Origin of the sequence: Alicyclobacillus hesperidum (assembly GCF_900107035.1) — a bacterium.
Lineage (GTDB): Bacteria > Bacillota > Bacilli > Alicyclobacillales > Alicyclobacillaceae > Alicyclobacillus > Alicyclobacillus hesperidum.
In genome coordinates this window covers 1-22398 of record NZ_FNOJ01000014.1, presented here as the reverse complement: position 1 = coordinate 22398, position 22398 = coordinate 1, and the positions used below count along the sequence as shown (strand labels likewise).

Annotated in this window: 23 protein-coding genes and 1 pseudogene; 12 read left to right on the top strand and 12 right to left on the bottom strand. The window is 53.8% G+C overall.

From position 1 onward, the window contains the following. Positions 1-2 precede the first annotated feature (2 nt). On the top strand, positions 3-536 hold the full coding sequence (locus BLU70_RS10485; protein ID WP_052012257.1) for a methylated-DNA--[protein]-cysteine S-methyltransferase: 534 nt from the start codon (positions 3-5) through the stop codon (positions 534-536). On the opposite strand, the gene BLU70_RS10480 is transcribed toward BLU70_RS10485, so the two are convergent. The 3 genes from BLU70_RS10480 to BLU70_RS10470 all read right to left on the bottom strand — a co-directional run bounded on the left by BLU70_RS10480 (position 492) and on the right by BLU70_RS10470 (position 3883). Beyond that, entirely contained in the window at positions 492-1778 is a 1287-nt protein-coding gene (locus BLU70_RS10480; protein WP_244885182.1) for a phosphotransferase, read from the bottom strand. The genes BLU70_RS10485 and BLU70_RS10480 overlap by 45 nt on opposite strands. Positions 1779-1980: 202 nt before the next feature. Beyond that, entirely contained in the window at positions 1981-3069 is a 1089-nt protein-coding gene (locus BLU70_RS10475; RefSeq protein ID WP_040289113.1) for an isocitrate/isopropylmalate family dehydrogenase, read from the bottom strand. A 46-nt stretch (positions 3070-3115) separates the two neighbouring features. Then, entirely contained in the window at positions 3116-3883 is a 768-nt protein-coding gene (locus BLU70_RS10470; protein ID WP_074693426.1) for an IclR family transcriptional regulator, read from the bottom strand. 153 nt (positions 3884-4036) lie between these two features. On the opposite strand from BLU70_RS10470, the gene BLU70_RS10465 reads away from it, so the two are divergent. Both BLU70_RS10465 and BLU70_RS10460 read left to right on the top strand, forming a co-directional pair. Continuing rightward, on the top strand, positions 4037-5023 hold the full coding sequence (locus BLU70_RS10465; protein ID WP_074693425.1) for an amidase domain-containing protein: 987 nt from the start codon (positions 4037-4039) through the stop codon (positions 5021-5023). A gap of 87 nt (positions 5024-5110) precedes the next feature. Then, a complete protein-coding gene (locus BLU70_RS10460) occupies positions 5111-5575 on the top strand; it encodes a tRNA (cytidine(34)-2'-O)-methyltransferase (RefSeq protein ID WP_040289111.1) in 465 nt (154 codons plus the stop codon). A gap of 127 nt (positions 5576-5702) precedes the next feature. Here the strand turns inward: BLU70_RS10460 and lpdA are convergent, their stop codons facing one another. The 4 genes from lpdA to pdhA are packed head-to-tail and all read right to left on the bottom strand — an operon-like array spanning position 5703 to position 10534. Continuing rightward, positions 5703-7115 (bottom strand): dihydrolipoyl dehydrogenase, encoded by a 1413-nt coding sequence (gene lpdA / locus BLU70_RS10455; protein ID WP_006446492.1) that lies wholly within the window; start codon positions 7113-7115, stop codon positions 5703-5705. Between the two features lie 3 nt (positions 7116-7118). Then, positions 7119-8399: a dihydrolipoamide acetyltransferase family protein gene (locus tag BLU70_RS10450; RefSeq protein WP_006446491.1), complete on the bottom strand. Its 1281-nt coding sequence runs from the start codon at positions 8397-8399 to the stop codon at positions 7119-7121. A 17-nt stretch (positions 8400-8416) separates the two neighbouring features. Beyond that, the gene (locus BLU70_RS10445; RefSeq protein ID WP_006446490.1) at positions 8417-9397 is read right to left on the bottom strand and encodes an alpha-ketoacid dehydrogenase subunit beta; all 981 of its coding nucleotides are present in this window, start codon (positions 9395-9397) and stop codon (positions 8417-8419) included. Next, the gene (gene pdhA / locus BLU70_RS10440; RefSeq protein ID WP_081503908.1) at positions 9398-10534 is read right to left on the bottom strand and encodes a pyruvate dehydrogenase (acetyl-transferring) E1 component subunit alpha; all 1137 of its coding nucleotides are present in this window, start codon (positions 10532-10534) and stop codon (positions 9398-9400) included. A 141-nt stretch (positions 10535-10675) separates the two neighbouring features. On the opposite strand from pdhA, the gene BLU70_RS10435 reads away from it, so the two are divergent. Further along, entirely contained in the window at positions 10676-11404 is a 729-nt protein-coding gene (locus BLU70_RS10435) for an alpha/beta hydrolase (RefSeq protein WP_074693424.1), read from the top strand. A gap of 8 nt (positions 11405-11412) precedes the next feature. Here the strand turns inward: BLU70_RS10435 and BLU70_RS14635 are convergent, their stop codons facing one another. Together BLU70_RS14635 and BLU70_RS10430 are read right to left on the bottom strand one after the other, a co-directional pair. Beyond that, positions 11413-11583, bottom strand: a complete 171-nt coding sequence (locus BLU70_RS14635; protein WP_176780884.1) for a hypothetical protein — start codon at positions 11581-11583, stop codon at positions 11413-11415. Positions 11584-11673: 90 nt separating this feature from the next. After that, the gene (locus tag BLU70_RS10430) at positions 11674-12882 is read right to left on the bottom strand and encodes a multidrug effflux MFS transporter (RefSeq protein ID WP_074693423.1); all 1209 of its coding nucleotides are present in this window, start codon (positions 12880-12882) and stop codon (positions 11674-11676) included. A 298-nt stretch (positions 12883-13180) separates the two neighbouring features. On the opposite strand from BLU70_RS10430, the gene BLU70_RS10425 reads away from it, so the two are divergent. The 4 genes from BLU70_RS10425 to BLU70_RS14630 are packed head-to-tail and all read left to right on the top strand — an operon-like array spanning position 13181 to position 17874. Next, on the top strand, positions 13181-15079 hold the full coding sequence (locus BLU70_RS10425) for a PrkA family serine protein kinase (RefSeq protein ID WP_074693422.1): 1899 nt from the start codon (positions 13181-13183) through the stop codon (positions 15077-15079). Positions 15080-15100: 21 nt separating this feature from the next. Beyond that, the gene (yhbH, locus tag BLU70_RS10420; RefSeq protein ID WP_006446484.1) at positions 15101-16261 is read left to right on the top strand and encodes a sporulation protein YhbH; all 1161 of its coding nucleotides are present in this window, start codon (positions 15101-15103) and stop codon (positions 16259-16261) included. Then, on the top strand, positions 16258-17706 hold the full coding sequence (locus BLU70_RS10415) for a SpoVR family protein (RefSeq protein WP_074693421.1): 1449 nt from the start codon (positions 16258-16260) through the stop codon (positions 17704-17706). The genes yhbH and BLU70_RS10415 overlap by 4 nt, the downstream gene beginning before the upstream one ends. Positions 17707-17712: 6 nt before the next feature. Further along, positions 17713-17874 carry a hypothetical protein gene (locus BLU70_RS14630; protein WP_157785454.1) on the top strand — a complete coding sequence of 54 codons (162 nt, stop codon included), beginning with the start codon at positions 17713-17715 and terminating at the stop codon, positions 17872-17874. Here the strand turns inward: BLU70_RS14630 and BLU70_RS10410 are convergent. Then, the gene (locus tag BLU70_RS10410; RefSeq protein WP_074693420.1) at positions 17837-18385 is read right to left on the bottom strand and encodes a transcription repressor NadR; all 549 of its coding nucleotides are present in this window, start codon (positions 18383-18385) and stop codon (positions 17837-17839) included. The two genes, BLU70_RS14630 and BLU70_RS10410, sit on opposite strands and share 38 nt — an antisense overlap. Before the next feature lie 243 nt (positions 18386-18628). Here BLU70_RS10410 and BLU70_RS10405 point away from each other — a divergent pair, with 243 nt between their 5' ends. The 3 genes from BLU70_RS10405 (at position 18629) to BLU70_RS10395 (ending at position 20410) form a co-directional block, all read left to right on the top strand. Further along, positions 18629-19210: a hypothetical protein gene (locus BLU70_RS10405; protein ID WP_006446479.1), complete on the top strand. Its 582-nt coding sequence runs from the start codon at positions 18629-18631 to the stop codon at positions 19208-19210. Between the two features lie 88 nt (positions 19211-19298). Beyond that, positions 19299-19712 (top strand): thiol-disulfide oxidoreductase DCC family protein, encoded by a 414-nt coding sequence (locus BLU70_RS10400; RefSeq protein WP_074693419.1) that lies wholly within the window; start codon positions 19299-19301, stop codon positions 19710-19712. Between the two features lie 68 nt (positions 19713-19780). Beyond that, complete coding sequence (locus BLU70_RS10395; protein ID WP_074693443.1) at positions 19781-20410, top strand: trimeric intracellular cation channel family protein; 630 nt, start codon at positions 19781-19783, stop codon at positions 20408-20410. A gap of 14 nt (positions 20411-20424) precedes the next feature. On the opposite strand, the gene BLU70_RS10390 is transcribed toward BLU70_RS10395, so the two are convergent. Then, positions 20425-21042, bottom strand: coding sequence for an alpha/beta hydrolase (locus BLU70_RS10390; RefSeq protein WP_074693418.1), 618 nt, complete (start codon positions 21040-21042; stop codon positions 20425-20427). A gap of 6 nt (positions 21043-21048) precedes the next feature. Next, entirely contained in the window at positions 21049-22005 is a 957-nt protein-coding gene (locus BLU70_RS10385) for a ring-cleaving dioxygenase (RefSeq protein WP_074693442.1), read from the bottom strand. 241 nt (positions 22006-22246) lie between these two features. Between BLU70_RS10385 and BLU70_RS14770 the strand changes: the two are divergent. Beyond that, positions 22247-22398 (top strand): annotated as a pseudogene (locus tag BLU70_RS14770) (IS256 family transposase); the annotation flags it as partial.

Here is a 22398-nt window from a genome sequence, read left to right as displayed (position 1 = left end):
GCGTGGATGGGCGCAGTGTGCGAGTAACCGACACTTCGTTTGGGCCGTTTGCCGTGGTGGCGGACGATGACGCTGTCGTGGAAGCGGCGTGGTTACGGGAGGAGCCGGATGTGGAGCGGATCCGGAACAATCGAAATGGTTCACGAGCGTCTCGTAGGCTTGCAGAACAGGCCATCGAAGAGATAAAGGCGTATTTTCGCGGCGATTTGTCCGCGTTCACGGTTCCGGTCCGTACCCGCGGTACCGCGTTTCAAGAGGCTGTATGGCAAGCCTTGTGCGCTATTCCCTACGGCGAAACGGCGACATATGGAGACATTGCCCAACGGATTGGACGGCCCGCTGCCGTGCGGGCGATTGGACAGGCAAACCGGGCGAATCCGGTCGCGGTCATCATACCCTGTCATCGCGTCGTCGGCAAAGGCAGCGTCCTGCGCGGCTATGCAGGTTCGGCCATCGACATTCAGCAGGGCTTACTGGCATTGGAACAAGGCTCATTCCTCCTGCTCCCCCAGATGTTCGACTTGATCCGCCAGTGAAGAGAGGAAGGCCTGGCGTTTCTCCTCTTGGAGTGCATACCGCTGTAGTTCATCAAGTTGCGCTTCATTCACGAAGTATCGGTAGCGGGTGTGTGCTAGTCGCCATGGTAGGTATGGGAAGCGCAAGAGCGACTCAACCAGCCGATATTCGACTTTCGGAATAGCCCGCACAGCATCGAAGTGGAGAAAGCAAGCGTAGGCAAGCTCGCCATTCCAATCACTCGCCTGAAAGCCTCGGCGGAGTAAATGTGCCATGTCCAATGCGCGCGGGGCATACGTGGCGAGATCGAAATCAATAAGGCAGACATGGTGATCTGGTGTGTACAGGCAGTTTCCTGGGATCACATCCAGGTGGCAGAGCCCTGCCTCGTCTTTGTCTTCGGCAAGAAAGGCAATGGCTTCGGCGTCGTCGACCAGATGCAGGCTATGTGCCGCATCGTTGAGTAGTGCGTCGCGCAGCGACAGCAGAAGGGCGTCGAAGGCATCCTTATCTCGCTTGGCATCGGCGCGTATGAGCATATGCCGGAGATCGCGTGTGCGTCGTTGCAGCATGCCGAAGAGGTCGAAGGCGTCGGCAGGCGCGTATTTTTCGTTGACAAAGCCGCGTGTGGCTTCGTGAAACTGTGCCAGAGTATAGGCTGTTTGCGCAACATGTTCCGCAGATGCAAAATGAGCCGGTTGCCCGTCGATCCACTTGGTGACGTAATACGCTTGACCGTCGTCAATCACGACCGGCGATTTTTGTTTGCTCAACACAAACGGTGCGTAACGCGTGAAACCCTGCTTGCGTGCATATACGAGCGCGCGATGCATGAAGCGCACTCGCGCTGGGGGGATGGACGCCCGTTTGACTGCATAACGTTGACCGTCTTCTGTCGTCACTTGTTCAACACCTTGAAGCTGTTCGCGCTTTGCAGAGGCGAACTCATACTTGGCGAGGACGGCCCTTGGTATGCGTGCTGAGTCGGCAGCCGTACCGGCGCGCAGGCCTGAAGTTTGGGCGGGTTCATGGCGACGTTCACGGTCTGACTGCTGCATAGGATGGACGGACGTTTTCTGCTGGTGCCTAGATTCGGGCTGTGGCGTAGAGGATGGTTCGTATTCGTTGCTTGGCTGGCTTCGCTTGTTCCCAGTATTTTGGTTGGCTCCGTTGCTTGGATTGAGGAAGTAAGGTGGACGTGTAAATTCGTCAATGAGTTGTTGCACCCAGTCAGGCAATTTCGTTCGTGGGGACTTTGGCATGGTTCGCATCTCCTTCGGTCACCAGCCTATTCGCAGAGCGCAGTGGGTGAACAGGCGATGGCCTATGGTTGCGAAGGTTCCAAGCAAAGCAGCGCTGGCATTGCACAGTTGGTTGGGTACAAGGCGGATCAGGCAGAATGATTTGCCCATGGCAAAGCCGCCAGACCACGTCAGTGGCCGGACGGCTTTCACCAAGTTCGCATTATACGTTGTCTCCGAACGTGCTCCAAACCTCGCGCTTCGTACGAACGCGGCGGATGACTTCGTCTGTGAACTCCGTCGTGCTTGCGCTGCCACCGAGATCGGACGTCCGGCAACCGTCGACGATGGCTTCTAACGTCGACTCGTAAATGGCCCGCGAGGCGGTATGTGCATCTTTGTCGTCGATGTAACCGAGCAGCGCCGCACCAGCGAGGATCATGGCCATCGGGTTGGCGATGTTCTTGCCAAACAGGCTTGGCGCCGTCCCATGTGGCGCTTCTGCCATGACCACCTGCGGCCGGAAATCGTCGTCTAAGGCCAAGAGCATGGATTCCGAGCCGGCAATGGACCCAAACATTTGCAGCACCAAGTCGCTCAGGCAGTCACCATCGCGATTGAGCGCGGGAATGACGAGCGGTTCACCCGCCTTGACGAGCAATAGCGCGTAGGTCGCATCGATGAGCTGGGGCTCGTAAGCGACGTCCGGATACTCCTTCGCCGCCGCATCCATCTCCTCTTTCAGCATGCCTTCATACACAGGGCTGACGGTGAACTTTGGACCGCCAAATACCTTGGCGTGCAAGCGACGCGCGTGTTGAAATGCGTACTTCGCTACACCACGGCACACCGAGCGGGAGATCTTCTCTGTGCGAAATGCGATCTCGTCGCCGTTGTCCGCAGTTTCACGCCATTCTTTCGCACCATAGGCGTCGTCCACGGCCATGCGTACGACCGAAATGGGCGAATACACGCCGACCGGCGGCGCGATACCGGGAATACGGCGGCCTGTACGGACAATTACGGTTCCGTTGATTTCCTTGCGGAGAATCGCATTTGGGCTTCCGACGTCGCCTTTTTCTTCAGGCGTGATCGTTGCGGCCTTGAGCCCGAGGCCCGTTTCACGCATGGCTTGCGCAGCTTCAAGCACAACCTGGTTGCCAGTTTTGCGGCGGTTCTCCAAGCTTAAATCAAAGCGCGACAGAGCGAGTTCGAAGCCTGTCACCTCGGGCGCCAACACACGTAGAGCTTCCTCCAGAAGTTCCTGTCCGGTTTGGTCGCCTTCCATTACGACGATAGTTGGTTTCGTCATCTCATTCACCTCATTTACGTTCCACTACACGATAGACCCCGATTGCTTAACGCGAGGCGTTTGCAATGGCCTTCGACAAGGTCTGCGCGGCGCCCAAAAGGTGGGATACCAAATTCTCCATTTTGAATTCGGTCAAACGAGACACAGGCCCCGATACAGCCAAAGCCGCAATGCAATCGCCATCTGGCCCGAAGACAGGTGCAGCCATCGCGGCCGCTCCTGCATCCCGTTCCTGAATGCTCACTGCATACCCGTCGGCCCGTACTTGTTGCAACTGTAATTGCAACTCGTTTACCGAAAAGCCGCTTGGCAGTCGTTCTCTGCGAAGTATTTCATCGAGTAGATCGACATCAGACCAGGCCAGCAAAACCTTGCCGGATGCACCGATATACAGCGGATAGCGTTCGCCGACGGTCGCGACATTGCGGATGGGTTCACGGCTTTCGACAGCCTGCACGCGGATGCGTTCGATCCCGCTACGCACATACAGACTGACCGTCTCTCCTGTGCGATCGCGAAGTTCCTCCATGGTGGGCAGCGCGACGGAAGTCCAGCTGTCAAAAAGCGGCGCATTCGCCGACAGGCAAAGGGCGCTCCAGCCGAGCATGTACTTGTCAGAACCAGGATGTCGGCGCACAAAGCCCTTTTGCTGCAGTGATAAAAGCAGCCGATGGGCTGTGCTTTTATGCAGTCCGACGTCGCGTGCAATCTCGCTCAGGCTCAATTCGTGAGTGGATTTCGTGAAACAGAGTAAAATGTCGAGCGCCCTTTCGACGGCGCGAACGGTCGTGGGTGGAGTCGATCGATACGGCAAAAAGGACGCCCCCTCTGTTTCATACTGCAAAACGCACTCTTGAGCGAGTATATCACAAACCGCCGCCAGGTTGCGTTTTTAGAACATTCCGTAGGTAACGCGGCACGGCGTTTGTCATATGATGCACCAGCAAGGAGTGAGGTGTGAGACGCCGTGGATTCTTGTATTGAAGCATTGCGCCAGTACTTCGACGCGCGATCACGCGTCTGGTTGACCCGCGATGTGGGATCCTTTGCAGCTCTCAAAGGTGCAGCTGCGAACGAGCCTTGGGTGAAGCGCTCGGTTCATCTGGCGGAACGAAAGCACCGTGCGTATCAAGCACAAGGTAAACAATTGCTACGCGTTCACACGCAAATTGAAGTTCGGGAACTTGTCCAGGGCAAAGAGCCGAATCTCGTACATGCGCGAGCCATCGAACGACTGTGCTGGACATATGAAGATAAACAAAACGTCGTCGAGGTTGAGTGCAGAACTATCGAGCACCGCCAACTGTGGCAGCAGCTCGGTCATACATGGCGGCTTGTACAAGCGGAAGAGACCACGGATGGCCGATCGTTTGACAGCGTTAAAGAGACGCGCGGCAACTACGTCTTCCCACGGTTGCCTCAGGATCGCAATCGGCGGCAGGGTGTGTACGATAGGGTACGCGCCATACGTTACGCCGACGTCTGGTGGGACTCCACCAATCCTCAATACCTGCGTTTGGAGGACGACTGTACCAATTTCATCTCGCAGTGTTTGCACGCAGGTGGGATACCGATGTGGGGACAGCCGGATGTCAATAAGGGATGGTGGATGGATACAAACGATCCGCGGACAGGACGGTGGAGCTACAGCTGGACGACGTCGAATGCGCTCTTTGGCGTTGTCACGTCTGCGCTCGGCGGGCAAGTGGTCGCGAAGGCGAGCGATTTGAAAATGGGCGACTTAATTTTTTACGATTGGAGCGGTTCGGGGACATATCACCATACGACCATTGTCACAGAATTCGATGCAGCAGGTGAACCTCTAGTCAACGCTCATACGGATGATAGTTTTCATCGGCCGTATTTGTATTACGATAGCCGTGCGTATACCCCCAACACGCGTTACGCATTTGTCCACTTGCCCGATCAGATCGCGATCTTGGATAAAGGGTGAATGACGTCCTTTGCGCAGTTCGCATTGGCCCCTCGTCCAAGGCCGTGATAGACTGGTTGCGGACTCGAATTTGGGGGTACATCCGTTATGCACATTGTTCTCGTAGAACCAGAGATACCGGCGAACACCGGAAATATTGCAAGGACTTGCGCCGTGACAGGAAGCACGCTCCACTTGGTACGGCCGCTTGGCTTCTCGACCGATGATCGACAGTTAAAGCGGGCAGGTCTCGATTACTGGCATCTTCTCGATATCCGTTATCACGATTCGTTGGATGAGTTGTGGGCGCAGTTCCCGCAGGCACGTTTTCATTACGTGGAGACACAAGGCGGTCATTGGTATACAGACGTCACATACACACAAGAGGATTTCCTGGTGTTTGGCAAAGAGACACAAGGGCTGCCCAAAGACGTGCTTGCGGCACATCCAGATCACGTAATCCGCATTCCAATGCTTCCAGATGCGGCGGCTCGGAGCTTAAATTTGTCGAATGCTGTGGCCGTTGTTGTATTCGAAGCGTTGCGACAGGTGGGCTTTTCTGGCATGGTGTAACGACTTGGGGAACAGGTCAAGGCTTGTCGAACTATTGCGCGGGAAATATGTCGAAGATGCGATGACGACGTCACAATAAAGGGCATGAAAAAGCTCAGGCGTTTCGGCCTGAGCTTTTTCATGCTTGTTAACGGGTAATGATATGAATGGGTTCGCCAAGTCCAACTTCGGCAGCTTCCATCACCATTTCTCCCAACGTCGGGTGTGCATGAATGGTGAGTGCGATATCTTCGAGCGTCGCGCTCATCTCGATGGCGAGGCCAAGTTCTGCAATCAAGTTGGACGCTTCGATGCCGACCACCTGGGCGCCTACGAGCACGCCATTTTCCTTGTTGGCAATCAGCTTGATAAAACCAGCGTCCGCATTAAGGGCGGTCGCCCGGCCGTTGGCTGCATACGGGAAGCGGCCAACCGCGATATCGCCGTACTGTTTCTTCGCCTCTTCTTCGGACAAGCCGACAGAGGCCATCTCCGGATCGGAGAAGACAACAGACGGAATGCAACGATAGTCCACGATGCTCGGTTTGCCGGCAATCGCTTCTGCGGCCACTTTGCCTTCATACGATGCCTTGTGGGCGAGGGCGGCACCCGGCACGATATCGCCGATGGCATAGACATTCGGATTCGTCGTCCGGCACTGCGCGTCCACTTTGACGAGGCCCTTCTCGGTAAGCTCAATGCCCGCGTCGGCAAGACCCAGATCGTCCGTGTTCGGGCGACGGCCAACGGTGACCAGGATGTAATCCGCCTCAATCGTCTTTTCCTCGCCAGCTTTGTTCTTGTAGGTGAGTTTGACCGCGTCATCCGTCTCTTCGACCGATTGCGCCAAGGCGTTTGTTTCGATCTCAACGTTATACTTCTTCAAGTTGCGTTCCACCAAGCGCACCATTTGCTTGTCGAAGAGCGCCAGGATGCTGTCCAGACCCTCAATGATGGTGACCTGGCTGCCAAACTTCGCAAATGTCTGGCCGAGCTCAATACCGATGTATCCACCGCCGACGACAACGAGGCGGTTCGGAACGTGATCAAGCGCGAGCGCGCCAGTCGAATCAATCACGCGCTTGCCTAGCGGCAAGTTCTTCAACTCGATGGGGCGAGACCCTGTCGCCAGAATACACTGTTGGAACTGAATGCGTTGGCTGCCATTCTCGTGCATAATGCGCACTTCGTTCGGCTTCGTAAAAAATGCTTCGCCGGAGATGACATTAATGCGATTGCCCTTCATCAATTGTTGGACGCCACCGGTCATCTTGTCGACAACGCTTTGTTTCCACGCTTGAACCTTGGCGAAGTCAAGCGCAGCCGTCGTTTCTACGCCTGGGAACGGCGACTCTTTCGCGGCCTCATAGTGGTGAGCCGCAGAAATCAGCGCCTTCGAAGGAATACAACCGCGGTTGAGACACACGCCGCCGAGTTCTGCTTTGTCGACGATGGTGACTGACTTGCCGAGTTGTGCGGCGCGAATGGCCGCCACGTATCCGCCAGGGCCAGCGCCAATAACTAGAACTTCAACTTCCTCCAACATATCTCCCACTACCATGGATTACACCTCCAGGAGCAACAAGCGCGGATTTTCCAGCATGCGCTTGATGTCGTTGACGAACTGTTGACCGAGTGCACCGTCGATCACGCGGTGGTCGAAGCTGAGTGAGAGCGACATCATTTGACCAACTGCAAATTCTCCATTGCGGATGACCGGCTTTTCCGTAATACGTCCGACGCCGAGAATTGCCACTTCCGGATAATTGATAATGGGCGTGAAGAACATGCCGCCGGCAGAGCCGATGTTGGTGATGGAAATCGTACTTCCGCGCATTTCAGCTGGCGTCAATTTGCCGGCGCGTCCGCGTGTGGCGAGATCGTTGATCTCCTCAGCAATTGTCCACATGTTCTTCTTATCGGCGTGACGAACCACTGGCACGAGCAACCCACGATCCGTGTCTGTCGCAATGCCAATGTGGTAGTAGTGCTTAAGAATGAGCTCCTGCTTTTCCTCGTCGTACGTCGAATTCAACTGTGGCTTTGTCCGCAGTGCTGCAATCAACGCCTTGACGATGAACGGCAAGTATGTGATTTTGACGCCGCGCTGTTCCGCAATCGGCTTGATTTCCTTGCGCAGTTTCACGAGTTCCGTCACGTCTACCTCGTCCATCAGGGTGACGTGTGGAGCCGTATACTTGCTCTTGACCATCGCACGTGCAATCGCCTGTCGGATCATCGGCAACGGCACACGTTCTTCGACTTCATCGCCTGTGACGGATACGGCACCTTGCGTCGTCGGCGCAGAATCCACACTTGTCGAGGCTTCGACTGGTGTTGGTTGCGCACCCGATTTCGCACGGTCAATGTCTTCTTTCGTCACTTTTCCGTTGTTTCCTGTTCCTTGCACTGCACGAATATCGACGCCAGCCTCGCGGGCATAACGGCGCACTCCGGGCGTTGCAAGTACCTGCTGTGCAGCACTTTGTGCCGTTGTAGTTGCACCCGCCACTGGCTGTGTTGACACAGGTGCCGGCTGGGCTTGCGCAGTCGCAGCCTCAGGTGCGGACTGTTGTTGCGGCGGGGCGGCTGCCGGTGCATCACCTTCGACTTCAATCGTCAGGATGATGTCGCCAACGACGCAGGTCGTTCCTTCCGGCACCTTGATCTCTGCGATCTTGCCACTGACAGGGGAGGGCAACTCGACCAGCGATTTGTCGTTTTCGATTTCGGCGACAGCGTCGTCCTCCTGAATTTGGTCACCGGGTTTGACCAGCCATTTGCTGATGCGGCCCTCGTGCAGACCTTCACCTAACTCGGGCAAGCCGAATTCAAACAGAGCCATTCGATCACCTCCAAAAATTAAAGCGTCATCACTTTGTTAAGCGTATCGACGACGTATTGCGGCGTCGGCAACCATTCGTCTTCGATCATGCCAAACGGATAGACGGTGTCAGGCGGCGTCGCACGCAGCACAGGAGCCTCCAGATGATAGATGGCTTGCTCGTTGATCTGAGCGACAATCTCCGCCGCGGCACCAGCCGAACGCTGTGCTTCCTGCACGACAATAGCACGATTTGTCTTCTGAATCGACTTGACAATCGTGTCGATGTCGATAGGGCTGATGGTACGCAAGTCGATGACTTCGGCTTCGAACCCTTTTTCTTTCGACCATTGTTCAGCAGCCTTTTGCGCAACACCAACCATTGCACCGTAGGCGATCACGGTCGCATCCTTACCTTCGCGTACGACATTCGCCACACCAAGCGGAATGGTGTAGTCGTCTTCTGGAACCTCTTGACGGAACGAACGGTACAACTTCATATGCTCGAGGAAGATGACAGGATCCGGATCGCGAATGGCCGCAAGCAACAGTCCTTTAGCTTCATATGGATTGCTTGGGATAACCACTTTGATCCCGGGTGTCTGCACGAACAATCCTTCCAAACTGTCGGCGTGCATTTCGGGTGTATGTACACCGCCGCCGAACGGAGAGCGGATGGTCACAGGTGCAGTATAGCGGCCGCCCGAGCGGTACCGCGTGCGTGCAAGTTGTCCTGCGATTTGGTCGAAGGCCTCAAAAACGAAGCCGAAGAACTGAATTTCTGGAACAGGACGAAATCCTTGAATGGCCAAGCCGTTCGCCAGCCCAATAATGCCGCTTTCCGCCAGCGGTGTATCAAAGACGCGATCTGCGCCGTATTTCTTCTGTAGCCCTTCTGTCGCGCGGAACACGCCGCCGTTGTTACCTACGTCTTCACCAAACACGAGCACGCGTTCGTCGCGCGCTAACTCGAGGTCGAGCGCGTGCGTGATTGCTTGAATCATCGTCATTTGCGCCATTTAGTTCGCCCCCTCGCCGGTGATCTCTGCGCGTTGCCGTTTCAGCGTCTGCGTCGGCTCCGCAAACATCGTATCGATGAGGTTGGCTACCGTCATCTTTTCCGCTTCATCAGCCTGCTTTAAGGCCTGATTGACGATTTCCTTCGCCTCTTCGATGTACGCCTGCTCTTCCGACTCTGACCAGATTCCTTTGCTCTCCAAATACTTGCGGAAACGGATGAGCGGATCTTTGCGTTCCCATTCTTCTTGCGTCTCTTTGGTGCGGTAGCGCGTCGGATCATCGCCGGACATCGTGTGCGGACCGTAGCGGAATGTCACGGCTTCAATCATCGTCGGCCCTTCACCAGCGCGAGCGCGTTCCACGGCTTCGTGCGTGACATGGTAAACGGCAAGCACATCCATGCCATCGACTTGCACGCCTGGGATACCAGCTGCGACGGCCTTTTGCGCGAGCGTCTTGGCGCGGGTTTGCAACTCGCGAGGAACGGAAATTGCGTACTGGTTGTTTTGTACGAAGAACACCGCCGGCAGGTTCATGGCGCCCGCAAAGTTCATGCCTTCGTAAAAGTCGCCCTGAGACGTGCCACCGTCGCCGGTGAAGGTGATGGCAACCCGCTTCTCGCCGCGCAGTTTAAAGGCGAGAGCAACACCCGGCGTCTGCACAATCTGTGCGCCAATGATGATCTGGGGGAGCATGCAGTTAACGCCTTCCGGAACCTTGCCACCGAGTTGATGACCGCGGGAGTACAGAAACAATTGATGCAGGGGATAGCCGTGGAAGTAGCATTGCGGAATATCCCGATAACCTGGCAGCAAAAAGTCTTCTTTTTTGGTTGCGAATTCGCAGCCAATCATCGATGCTTCTTGCCCCGCCACTGGCGCGTAGAAGCCGAGTCGGCCTTGGCGCGACAGCTTAATGGCACGCTGATCCCAAATCCGCGTGAAGACCATGCGTTTCATCAGTTCTCGCAACTGCTCGTCGGAAAGTGACGGAAGCAGGTCAGGGTTTGTCACATTCCCGTTTTCGTCCAGAATCTGAACGTACGGGGTTTCGTATTGAGCAACCGCTTGGCTCAAATCTGTCACCTCATATCTGAAGTAGTGATACAGGTCGATAAATATTATAATACACCACATCGGAACGTGCGAAACGATCACGATTCAGCGCGAAATGTTCTGTTATAGAATAAGCTTGCTTTACGAGTATAACAGTTGTGTACAGCGCTTTCACAGACGATTTGGCGCGATCGCACGGCGTCACAAGGAGGCTGGCGAACGATGTCGGAACTTCACCCCCGAAAAGTTGCATCTCATGTGATCACAAGCCGCGCTCTTGGCGGGGAGGAGCGGGTCCTTAAGGTTTTTGTGCCGCCGGTTGCCGAGGGACACGGTCCGCTTCCGGTCGTATATTGCCACGACGGGATTGAGTTTTTTACGCACGGCAGAACGGCGACCATTGCCCACCAATTGATGTCCCAAGGGCAACTGCCTCCGTTTTACATCGTCGGGATCGCCGTGAATTTGGACAAGCGGCGCGACGACTACGCCATGGACGGCAAACGCCATCGCCAGTATCTGCAGTTCGTCGCCGAGGAATGCATTCCGTACCTAGACGCGATGTATCCAATGGACGATCACGCTCGCTATATGGCAGGAATTTCGCTGGGAGCGGTCGCGACACTCAGTTTCGTATTGACGTATCCGCAGTGGTTTCATCGGACGATTTTGTTCTCTGGCGCGTATTTTCCGGAGTATCAAAGGCGGATTGAACAAGAGCCGGATTTGTCGCGGTTAGCTGCGTATATGTTCATTGGTGACGAGGAAGCTCAGGCGCAGACGCCGTCGGGCGTTTACGACTTTTTGTCGTACAACCAGTCCATGCGAGACCTTTTGATCGATCGCGGTGCCGATATTACCTATCGCGTCGGTCCCGGCAATCACATCTGGGGCGTGTGGCAAAAGCAAATCCCGGACGCGCTCATCTGGCTTGCGAACCGGGATCGATAATCCTTCTTTTATTGGTGTTTTCTTTTCTCTTGTTCTCGCCAATTCCCGTCCATCGCCTTGACCGTGCTGTCCGTCGGTTCATGGTACCGTTTGTCCTTTTGTACCGAGTCGGAACCGGTTAAGGCGATGGTCATATCCTGGATTTTGTTCCGTCCTTCACGCTCTTTACCCGTTGTCATGATCGGCACACTCCTTGACACACATGATGCCATAGTGTGCTCGGCGAATCGCTTTGCCATGCTTCCTGGCAATGAGGATGTATACACCTTTTACATCGACGCTGCCGTCGATACGTCCGTGTTCCTCCTTGCGCTTAGCCACATGTAGGAGCTCATCGCAAGTACACTCGCCATAAAAAGAATGACCCCCAGCGGCACGGCCGAATACTCACCTGCGATGCCAACGAGCGGCGAACTGATACATCCTAACAGAAAAGGAATGACGCCAAGAAGTGCAGAGGCGCTACCGGCGATATGGCCTTGTGACGCCATGGCCAGCGTAAACGAAACCGGGCCAATCGTGCCCATGGCCGCGACATAACAGACGAGTGGAATGACGAGTGTAAACAACGGGCCATGAGCCCATATGACGACGAGCACGGCGACAGTTGCTGCAAAGGACAGACCAAGACCGAAATGGAGAATGCGGTGTTCGGGCATGCGTCCCGCCAGCTTGCGTACAACTTGGGATGCTGTAATGAGCACGATCCCGTTTAGTGCGAAGAGCATAGAGAATACCTGCGGCGAAACGCCGTAAATCTTTTGGTACACAAACGGGGTTCCCGCGACGTATGCAAACACGCCGCCCAACATAAACCCTTGTGCCAATACGTAGCCCATAAATACCCGATTGCCTAAGAGTGTCTTGAAGTTGCCAACCATCTGTCCAATATTGCTGTGGATGCGCTTGTCTTCAGGTAAAGTCTCCTTCAACCGCCAGGTGGTCGCGATCGAAAGAATGAAACCGAGGATGGCCAATAAGTAGAATACGCCTTCCCATTTCGTAAACGAAATGATCGCGCTTCCCGCAAGTGGTGCGAGCAACGGTGCAACGCTGCTCATGACGCTGATGAGCGAAAAGAACTTTGTCAATTCCGTACCGTTGTATGTGTCGCGTGCAATCGCGCTTGCAATGGTACCCGCGGATACGGCGAATCCCTGAACGAAGCGCAAAGCGATGAACACGCCGATATTGGGTGCTACGGCACACGCGAGCGACGAGAGGCAATACATCACCATCGCGATGATAAGAGGTTTGCGTCTGCCGTGAACATCACTTAATGCGCCCATGGTGATCTGGCCAAGTGCGAGTCCCAAGAGGCAGGCTGTCAAGCTGACCTGAACGGTTGAGGCGCTCGTCGCAAAGAATTTCACCATTTGCGGGAATGAAGGGAGATACATGTCAAAGGTGAACGGCCCAAGCCCGGAAAACATGGCTAACATCAGTGCGAGTCGAACATGTCTTGTGTTTGCCTTCATCTCATACCCCTTGTCAACGATTGAATAGATCGACAGCCCGCTTAACTATAAACGATCTCAGACAACTGTTCTACGATGCAAACCATACCGAAATCGCCTTATTGATGAAAAGCCGTAGCGGCGAAATTTCTCACCTCTGTATGCGTCCTTTGCAAAAGAGATGCCAGGACTGGCCCAAAACTGACAGCATGGGCATGTTGGCAAGCCAAAACGGAATAGGATGAACAAAGGCGTCCAGTCTGTTGCAGGTCGCTTCAGGCGAGAAGACGTGCAACCGATCCTGGAGGAGGATGGGACCATGAGTTTTCTTGACCGACTGAACTCGTATCGCGCGGAGGAAGAAGCTCTGCGTTGGAAAGGAACGTTTGCTGATTACCTGGAAATCGTTCGCGAGAACCCCGATGTTGTCAAGACGGCCCATGCTCGAATTTATGACATGATTGCCTCTGAGGGTATTGAGACGGACGCCGACGGCAACCATCATTACCTATTTTTCGAAAGGGAAATGTATGGACTGTCGGCGACGCTTGAGCGCCTTGTCGAGGAATATTTCCACGCTGCAGCCCGGCGGACCGATGTCCGGAAACGGATCCTTCTCTTAATGGGCCCCGTAAGCGGCGGCAAGTCGACCATCGTCACGATGCTAAAACGCGGGCTTGAACGCTATTCGCGCACACCTTCTGGCGCCGTCTACGCAATTGCCGATTGCCCGATGCACGAGGAACCACTTCACTTGATTCCACAGGAACTGCGCAGTGAGTTTGAGGCGGAGTATGGCGTTCGCATCGAAGGCAATCTCTGCCCAAGTTGCCGCATGCGGCTCGATGAGGAGTTCGGCGGGCGGATCGAGCAAGTGCCTGTCGAACGCGTCTTGCTGTCGGAGGAGCGGCGCGTCGGTATCGGCACATTCAGCCCGTCCGATCCAAAGTCGCAAGACATCGCCGACCTCACCGGCAGCATCGACTTTTCGACAATCACGGAGTACGGTTCCGAGTCCGATCCGCGGGCGTATCGTTTTGATGGCGAATTGAACAAGGCCAACCGCGGTCTGATGGAGTTCCAAGAGATGCTGAAGTGTGACGAGAAATTCCTGTGGCACTTACTTAGCCTTACGCAGGAAGGCAATTTTAAGGCTGGCCGTTTTGCCTTGATTTCGGCCGACGAAATGATCGTCGCACATACCAATGAGGCGGAATATCGCGCATTTGTCTCCAACAAAAAGAACGAGGCTTTACAATCGCGCATGATTGTCATGCCTGTGCCCTATAACCTGCGCGTCGATGATGAAGTCAAAATTTACGAGAAACTGGTTCAACAGAGTGACTTGAAGCATGTGCATATCGCGCCCCACGCCCTGCGCACGGCTGCAATTTTCTCGATTCTTACCCGGCTGAAGGAATCGAAGAAGCAGGGCGTCGATCTATTGAAGAAGCTTTACTTGTACAATGGCCAGACTGTGGAAGGGATGAAGGAAGCAGACGTCAAGGAACTTCGCTCAGAGTTCCCCGACGAGGGTATGTCCGGGCTCGATCCGCGCTACATCATCAACCGCATATCCACAGCGCTCATTCGCCGTGATACGCAGTGCATCAATGCGCTCGACGTCTTGCGCGCAATCAAGGATGGCCTCGATCAACATCCGTCGATCTCGGCGGAGGATCGCGAACGGCTGCTCAATTTTATCGCCATGGCGCGGCGTGAATACGACGAGATGGCGAAGACGGAAGTGCAAAAGGCGTTCGTCTATTCGTTTGAGGAATCGGCAAAGACCCTGCTTGATAACTACCTCGATAACGTCGAGGCATATTGCAACTGGCAAAAACTGAAGGACCCCTTGACAGGCGAGGAGATCGATCCCGACGAAAAGTTGATGCGTTCCATTGAGGAGCAGATCGGCATTTCGGAAAATGCGAAACGGGCGTTCCGCGAGGAAATTTTGATTCGTATATCTACGTATGCCCGCCGTGGCAAGCGGTTTGATTATCATTCGCACGAGCGGTTGCGCGAAGCGATCGAAAAGAAGCTGTTTGCGGACTTGAAAGACGTCGTCAAGATTACGACTTCCTCCAAGACGCCGGACGAAACGCAGTTGAAAAAGATCAACGAGGTAACCGCACGGTTGATCGACGAACACGGATATTGCTCGGTCTGCGCAAACGAGTTGCTGCGGTATACCGGTAGCTTGCTCAATCGCTGACAAGGCGGGGGGAGAGGCGGCGTGATCGAATTTACCTTGGAGCGTGAAGACTGGTCCTTGCATCGCAAGGGCCAGCAAGATCAGGAACGGCATCGAGAAAAGGTGAGAGAGGCGATTCGCGAAAATCTGGCCGATCTCGTCAGCGACGAAAGTCTTATCATGAGTGACGGCAAGCAGATTGTGAAGGTCCCGATACGTTCACTGGAGGAATACCGGATTCGTTACAACTTCCAAAAGGGACGCCATGCCGGTACAGGTTCTGGCAACACACAAGTGGGCGACGTCGTCGCCCGTGGTCGTCCGGATCAGGACGGTGCTCCTGGGCCAGGGCAGGGCGAGGGCGCCGGCGAGCAGCCGGGTGTCGATTACACCGAGGCGGAAGTGACCTTGGACGAAATTCAAGCGGTACTCTTTCGGGAATTGGAGCTTCCTGACCTGGCCGACAAAGAGGCGGCGGATATGACCGTGGAGACGGTCGATTTTCGCGACGTGCGAAAAAAAGGCCTATCCACGAACATTGATAAAAAGCGTACGTTGCTACAAGCCATCCGCCGTGCAGGTCGTCCGCATGAAAAACGGGTGAGCATCACGCCGGAAGACCTTCGCTATAAGACCTGGGAAGATATCACGAAGCCGGATTCCAACGCGGTCATCCTGGCGATGATGGACCTGTCCGGGTCTATGGGGTTGTTTGAAAAATATTGTGCCCGTACGTTCTTCTTCTGGATGACGCGCTTTTTACGGACGAAGTACGCGAATGTGCAAATTCGTTACATCGCGCACCATACGGAGGCGCACGAAGTCGATGAAGAGCATTTCTTCAATAAAGGTGAAAGCGGGGGCACGATATGCTCCTCCGCCTATGAATACGCATTGACGATGATCCGAAACGAATATCCACCCGAACGCTATAACATTTACCCGATCCACTTTTCGGACGGTGACAACTTGACTTCCGACAACGAAAAATGCGTCAAATTGGTCACAGAGTTGTGTGCGATGTCGCGCATGTTTGGGTATGCGGAGGTGAACCAGTACTCGCGCGCGTCAACACTGATGAGCGCCTACGGAAAGTTTGAGCTTCCGCAATTCCGGAAGTACGTCATTCGTGAAAAATCGGAAGTCTACGGAGCGTTACGCCATTTCTTTTCGCAAAGCAGCGGCGGGGTGAGAAGCGCATGACCAACGAAGAAATGGCACAGCTTGGCGCCAGTATCGAACAGATGACAGAAATCGCCAAATCGTTCGGGCTCGATTTTTACCCCATGCGATATGAGGTATGTCCGGCGGATATTATCTATACCTTTGGTGCGTATGGCATGCCGACGCGGTTCCACCACTGGTCGTTTGGTAAACAATTTCACAGAATGAAACTCGATTATGATCTCGGTATGAGTCGGATTTATGAACTCGTCATCAATTCCAATCCCTGTTACGCGTTCTTGCTCGATGGCAACACACTTCTCCAGAACAAGACAGTGTGTGCACACGTGTTAGGGCACTGTGACTTCTTTAAGAACAACGCAACATTTCGCTATACTTCCCGCGATATGGTGGAACGCATGGCCGCCAGTGCGGAACGCATTTACCATTATGAACTACAGTACGGACGGGGCCGGGTTGAGCAGTTGCTTGACGCAGGCCTCGCACTCTCTGAACACATCGACGCTTCGACAGATGGACGCAATGCGCGTAAAGTCGTGAAACAGCAACAGTTCCTGCAGCGTCGCGGCGACAATCAGGTGGTTTTTACATCGAATCCACATGCGCGTACACCATACGACGATCTCTGGGAGTTGGATGGCAAGCCACCTGCGGACGATGTAAAAAAACCGATTGTCAAACCGAGAGCAGCGCAGAAGGACGTCATGTTGTTTATCATTGAGAATAGTCCGGCACTGGAGGAATGGGAGCGCGACATTCTCTCTATTTTGCGCGAAGAAATGCTTTATTTCTGGCCTCAGCTCGAGACGAAAATCATGAATGAAGGCTGGGCCACATATTGGCATTTGCGAATCATGCGCGAGATGGACTTGACGGACGATGAGGCCATCGAGTTTGCCAAAATGCATTCCGGCGTAGTGCTGCCATCGCGGATGAGTATCAATCCTTACCACATCGGACTCGCGATTTGGGAAGATATCGAACGGCGATGGAATGAACCAACCGTTGACGAGATCGACAAGTTTGGGCGTCAACCAGGGCAGGGTCGCGAAAAGATTTTCGAAGTGCGCGAGATGGAGAACGACGTTTCGTTCCTGCGCAATTATCTCACGAAGGAACTGATTGAGAAGCTGGATCTATATCTATACCAGAAAGTTGGTAACGACTGGCGCGTCGTGGAGACAGACTGGGAAAAGGTTCGTGACACCATCGTCGCCTCCCGCGTCAATGGTGGAATTCCCGTATTGTACGTCGAAGATGGAGACTACAATCGGAATGGCGAGTTATACATCAAGCACGAGTATGAGGGAGTTGAATTGGATCTGCGGCATCTGGAACGAACCTTGCCCTACTTGCATCGAGTATGGGGCAGGCAAGTGCATTTGCAAACCGTTGTCGAAGGCCGTGATGTGATCTTTTCTTATGACGGAAAGAAGACACAGCGCCGGTTTGTGAAGGAGTAAAGTGGTTTGGATAGATCGGGACAGGTCCGTCGCGGATTGGAGCAAGTGGTGAAGGTCGTCCAAGGACGGCCTTTTGCCATGTATGGGCGCGTGCAGGTCGAACGGACAGGAGATGTGCCGGACACTGCAACTATCTCTCCGGCACAATCGGCAATTCACCATTTGTGAGGAGCTGGATTCCCGCCTGTGTCAGTTGGTGGATGGCTGCATGCAACTGCTCGTCTTCCTGGTATTCCACGCGGTGATAGTGATAACCACCTGTTAATGTCGACAGTAAAGGTGCTTGTTCTGTGCGAATTCTCTGCATAAATAAGTCGACGTCGCGGCGTGAAGATAACAACAGGTTGCCCACCAATTCCCCATAGACTGGGTGCTCTACACGTACATCGAGCACACGCAGGCCGCAGTCAACCAGAATGCACAGTTCCGCTTCGGTTTGCTCCGGCGTATGCGAGACAGCCAAAACGGTTTGTTTGTTGGCAGGTAGTACAGACTCGATAAGGTATCCTTTGGGGGTTGCGAAGATTCGTTGCCCAGCAGCGCGCAAAAGTGCAATATCGTGCACAATAACCTGGCGCGTTACGCCTAGTTCGTCTGCGAGCGCCTGGCCTGGGATGGGCGCCGTCGCATTGACCAACAGTTCGAGTAACGCAGCTTGCCGATTCGTTAGTGGGGGCACGTTGTTCACCCTTTGTGAGATATCATTGTGTCCATTACAGATTGTACTCAATGTACCCGCAGCTTGCACCTTGATCCACGAAGGGCAAATCATGGCGTAGGGCCCTGTATTGCAACCGTCATTTACCGCCGTTCATAAAACCGTCAAATATGTGAGGGCTTTCTTCTGAGGCGTTTTTGAGTTAGGAGGTTCAGCATACCCATTGGCGCGCGATCGCGCTGATTTTACAAGGGAGATGGGTGTATGAACCGCAAGCAACAGATTAGCATGTTTGGAATTACAGCAGTGGCCATTCTGGCCTTGGCTGGTTGTGGTACATCTGCCAATAGCACGAGTGGTAACAGCACAAATGGCGGTGCGGCAAGTACAACCGTTTCTTCGGCAAAACACACGACGTCGGGGGACAAGGCTACGAGCGCAAAGAAATCTGCGGCAGCTAAAAGTACAACCAAGAAAGCCACGACCAAAGGTACCGTAGCGACCTCGAACCAATCGAAGTCAGATAGTGTCCACGCGGCGAACACCATCACAGTGACCTCGCCAAAAGCGGAACAAATGGTCGCGCCAGGGCAGACGTTAACCGTTACAGGCACAGTTGCCAATGGCTTTACGCAGAAGGACGTACAGGTAACACTCTTCGATGGTACCGCGCACGGTTCCAAGACGCTGGTGACGAGAATTTTTCAAGCCGGCAAAAACGATGCATGGAGCGGGACGATTGCCGTTCCCAAGAGCTTGCCGAAGTCCAGCACAGAGCTTGCTCTGGACGCTGAGGTGCTGGTCAAAGGCGGACCACGTGTACAAACCGTACTTAAGGTAAAGTAAAGCATGCTATACAATGAACGCGCCGGACATTCCGACGCGTTCATTGCATATTGGGAGTATGGGTCACCCCTAGTGTGGTGGTGAGGGTATGGCGGAGGATGACAAAATCATTGTTTTGTTTGACGGTGTTTGTCCACTATGTAACGGAATCGTGGATTGGCTTTTGCGGCGAGATCGTAAAGATATCTTGCGATTTGCTTCATTGCAATCGCCATTTGCCGAAAAGTTGCTGGAACAACACGGGATGAGCAGACGATGCCGGAACTCGGTGTATGTCTTTTTTCGTGGTACGCTTTATGAACGATCCTCCGCTATTGTGCAAATCTGCACGGAACTTCCCTGGCCTTGGTCGTGGTTGAGTTATTTTCGATGGATTCCACAGGAGACACGCGATACAATCTACGACTGGGTTGCTAGACACCGTTATGCTTGGTTCGGCCAGCGCAACGCCTGTCGGATTCCGGCACCAAACGAACGGAAGAAGTTTCTCGACGATTGGTGATGCGGCGGTCGTTTCGGTCGAACGTGGGCGCATCATTGTCGCTGCTTGTACGGCAGGAGGGATTTGCAATCGTCTGGGGCGTTTTGAACATCATTGGCACGATTGCCTTCGCGGTCAGCGGCTCGCTGGTGGCTATCGAGGAGCAGTTTGATTTATTAGGTGTATTTATCTTGGGATTCGTCACTGCGTTCGGTGGTGGCATGATTCGCAATTTAATAGTTGGCTTGCCGGTCGCGAATATCTGGCACCAGCCATCACTGTTTCTGACGGCGACCATTACAATATGTATTGTATTTGTGTTGCCCTATGAGTGGATGCATCGTTGGCAACGAATCGTTAGCTTTTTTGATGCAATTGGGTTATCTGCCTTTGCGATCGAAGGAGCGACTTACGCCCATCATGTACATAGTACATTCGCGACTACGCTTGTGGCCGGTCTCATGACGGGCATTGGCGGAGGAATCATTCGCGACGTTTTGGCGGGGCGCAAGCCACTCGTATTTCAATCCGAAATCTATGCTGTTTGGGCGTTGTTTGCGGGGCTCTGTGTCGGACTGGGCATCGTTCCGGTGGCACCCGCTCAGTACGCCTTATTTGTAGTAGTCGTTGTGCTGCGAATGATCTCTTTACATTATGGGTGGCACCTGCCCAAAAAGTGGACTCCGGCTACTGGTGAACACATCAATCACGATGCGTAAATCGTGCACGAAGCCTAGTTTTGCAACTGTTCCATCCACTTCCGGGCCACCGCAAGGTCTGAATTTGTTAAGCCGTGTCCAGCGTTTTGCCAGTTTAACGTGATGTCTGCACCCGCCTGTTGGAACATCTGTGCAAGCGTCTCACTGTTGTTTGCTGGAACAATCGGATCATGTCTTCCTGATAGCATCAGCACACGCTTGCCTGCTAGGTCGGGCAGTTCTGCTGGTTCAAGTGGAACCATCGCGCGGAATAAGACGGCTCCTGATAAAACGGCCGGCTCAAGGAACAGCACACTAGCCGCTATATTGGCTCCATTCGAGTAACCTACAGCATAGATTCGTTCTGGGTTAAGCGAATACGTCTTGGTTGCTTCCTCAATAAATCGAGCCAGTTCATGCGTGCGGAAAATCAGGTCCTCTTCATCGAATACACCTTCGGCTAGTCGACGGAAAAAACGTGGCATTCCGTTTTCAAGGACTTTACCGCGTACCCCAAGCATTGCGGCATGAGGAGCTAAAAACCGCGCAAGGGGAAACAGGTCCTCTTCGTTTCCCCCGGTGCCGTGTAATAGAAGCAAAGTGGTCTCGTTCGAACCAGTGGCAGACGGAATCCACTTGTGTATGAAGGTCATCGTGAATTACCCCCTGATCTTCGGCACGCTGATAGGCGGTAATTGAGCTTCCAGGTTGGAACGGGTGGGCTCAAGCCATTCGGGCAACTTTAAACTCGATCCCAAGTTTTCGACGGATTCATCGATCGCGAATCCCGGCGGATCAGTTGCCAATTCAAACAGAACACCGCCTGGCTCGCGGAAGTAAACGGATTTGAAGTAATTGCGGTCTTTGACTTCCGTGGCATGTAAACCAACATTTAGAAGCTTTTGTTGCCACCAAACGAGTTCTTCTTCATTGGCTACACGCCAAGCAATATGGTGAATAGTTCCGATGGATTGTCTCCCATACGCGGCATCTTCTTGGCTAATGACGTCAATCATGGTTCCAGGTCCGCCTTCTCCAACCTCATAGCGGAAACGGCACCCGTTCTGTTCAATCAATCGAAAACCCATCACGTCCTTAAGCAACGCGGAAGTTAATACGTGATTCTTCACTTTTATCGTGACGCTGTAGAAACCGCGGATCGCATGCTCGCTTGGCACAGGGCCATCTTGCCACCCCGGCCTTTTCTCGGCTCCTTGATGTGCAACCAGTTCGAGCGCAAGACCATCAGGATCGTAAAACGTGATGACTTGTCGATCATGCGATCGCGCTTGCGGACCGCTGACAGACAAGCCATGGTCTTGCAACCGTTGGATCCAGAAGGCAATTGATTCAGGGCGAATGGAGAACGACGTGACGGTTGCCTGACCTGCTCCGCTGCGACCTCTTGGGCCTTCGCCGAACGGGAAGAACGTCAAGATGGTTCCGGGATTGCCGACGGTGTCACCGTAATAAAAGTGGTACACGTCCGGTGCATCAAAGTTTACTGTCTTCTTTACCAATCGAAGCCCGAGAACGCCAACATAAAAATCTATATTTTCCTGTGCAATGCCGGACATGGCGGTGATATGATGAATTCCAAGAATTCCTTTATTCATAAAATCCAGCTCCTTTTGCACCTGCAGTTCGCATGCTCTGTGTTCGGTGGCCGCGACCGCAATGGCTTTGATCATTCAATTTGGGCATCTTTCATTGTGTCCTGCTACCTCACGGGAGTTGAGTCCATATAATTGGTGTAAATTCAGTGGAAGCGCTGGGTGACATCATGTAGACGTGCCACCCCGTCCCTCTTTGGTAGAATCAGTGTGACGAGCACAAATCTACTAGGAGGAATGCGAGATGGCACAGTACAACATTACCGTGGATGACGAGGTTTTGAAAGGGCTATTTACTGGGGATAAGGGGGTAGCGTTGTTGCTGGAGAAGGTGTTGAACCAGGTTCTGAATGCGCAGGCGTCTGAGCAACTGCAGGCTGAGCCATATGAGCGCTC

Coding starts and splice junctions, on each gene's coding strand:
- BLU70_RS10475 (WP_040289113.1), bottom strand. CDS start 3,069: ATGACGAAACCAACTATCGTCGTAATGGAAGGCGACCAAACCGGACAG.
- BLU70_RS10435 (WP_074693424.1), top strand. CDS start 10,676: ATGTCGGAACTTCACCCCCGAAAAGTTGCATCTCATGTGATCACAAGC.
- BLU70_RS10405 (WP_006446479.1), top strand. CDS start 18,629: ATGAACCGCAAGCAACAGATTAGCATGTTTGGAATTACAGCAGTGGCC.
- lpdA (WP_006446492.1), bottom strand. CDS start 7,115: ATGGTAGTGGGAGATATGTTGGAGGAAGTTGAAGTTCTAGTTATTGGC.
- BLU70_RS10425 (WP_074693422.1), top strand. CDS start 13,181: ATGAGTTTTCTTGACCGACTGAACTCGTATCGCGCGGAGGAAGAAGCT.
- BLU70_RS10480 (WP_244885182.1), bottom strand. CDS start 1,778: ATGCCAAAGTCCCCACGAACGAAATTGCCTGACTGGGTGCAACAACTC.
- BLU70_RS10445 (WP_006446490.1), bottom strand. CDS start 9,397: ATGGCGCAAATGACGATGATTCAAGCAATCACGCACGCGCTCGACCTC.
- BLU70_RS10400 (WP_074693419.1), top strand. CDS start 19,299: ATGGCGGAGGATGACAAAATCATTGTTTTGTTTGACGGTGTTTGTCCA.
- BLU70_RS10450 (WP_006446491.1), bottom strand. CDS start 8,399: ATGGCTCTGTTTGAATTCGGCTTGCCCGAGTTAGGTGAAGGTCTGCAC.
- BLU70_RS10430 (WP_074693423.1), bottom strand. CDS start 12,882: ATGAAGGCAAACACAAGACATGTTCGACTCGCACTGATGTTAGCCATG.
- BLU70_RS10415 (WP_074693421.1), top strand. CDS start 16,258: ATGACCAACGAAGAAATGGCACAGCTTGGCGCCAGTATCGAACAGATG.
- BLU70_RS10385 (WP_074693442.1), bottom strand. CDS start 22,005: ATGAATAAAGGAATTCTTGGAATTCATCATATCACCGCCATGTCCGGC.
- BLU70_RS14635 (WP_176780884.1), bottom strand. CDS start 11,583: ATGACAACGGGTAAAGAGCGTGAAGGACGGAACAAAATCCAGGATATG.
- pdhA (WP_081503908.1), bottom strand. CDS start 10,534: ATGTGGTGTATTATAATATTTATCGACCTGTATCACTACTTCAGATAT.
- BLU70_RS10390 (WP_074693418.1), bottom strand. CDS start 21,042: ATGACCTTCATACACAAGTGGATTCCGTCTGCCACTGGTTCGAACGAG.
- BLU70_RS10460 (WP_040289111.1), top strand. CDS start 5,111: ATGCACATTGTTCTCGTAGAACCAGAGATACCGGCGAACACCGGAAAT.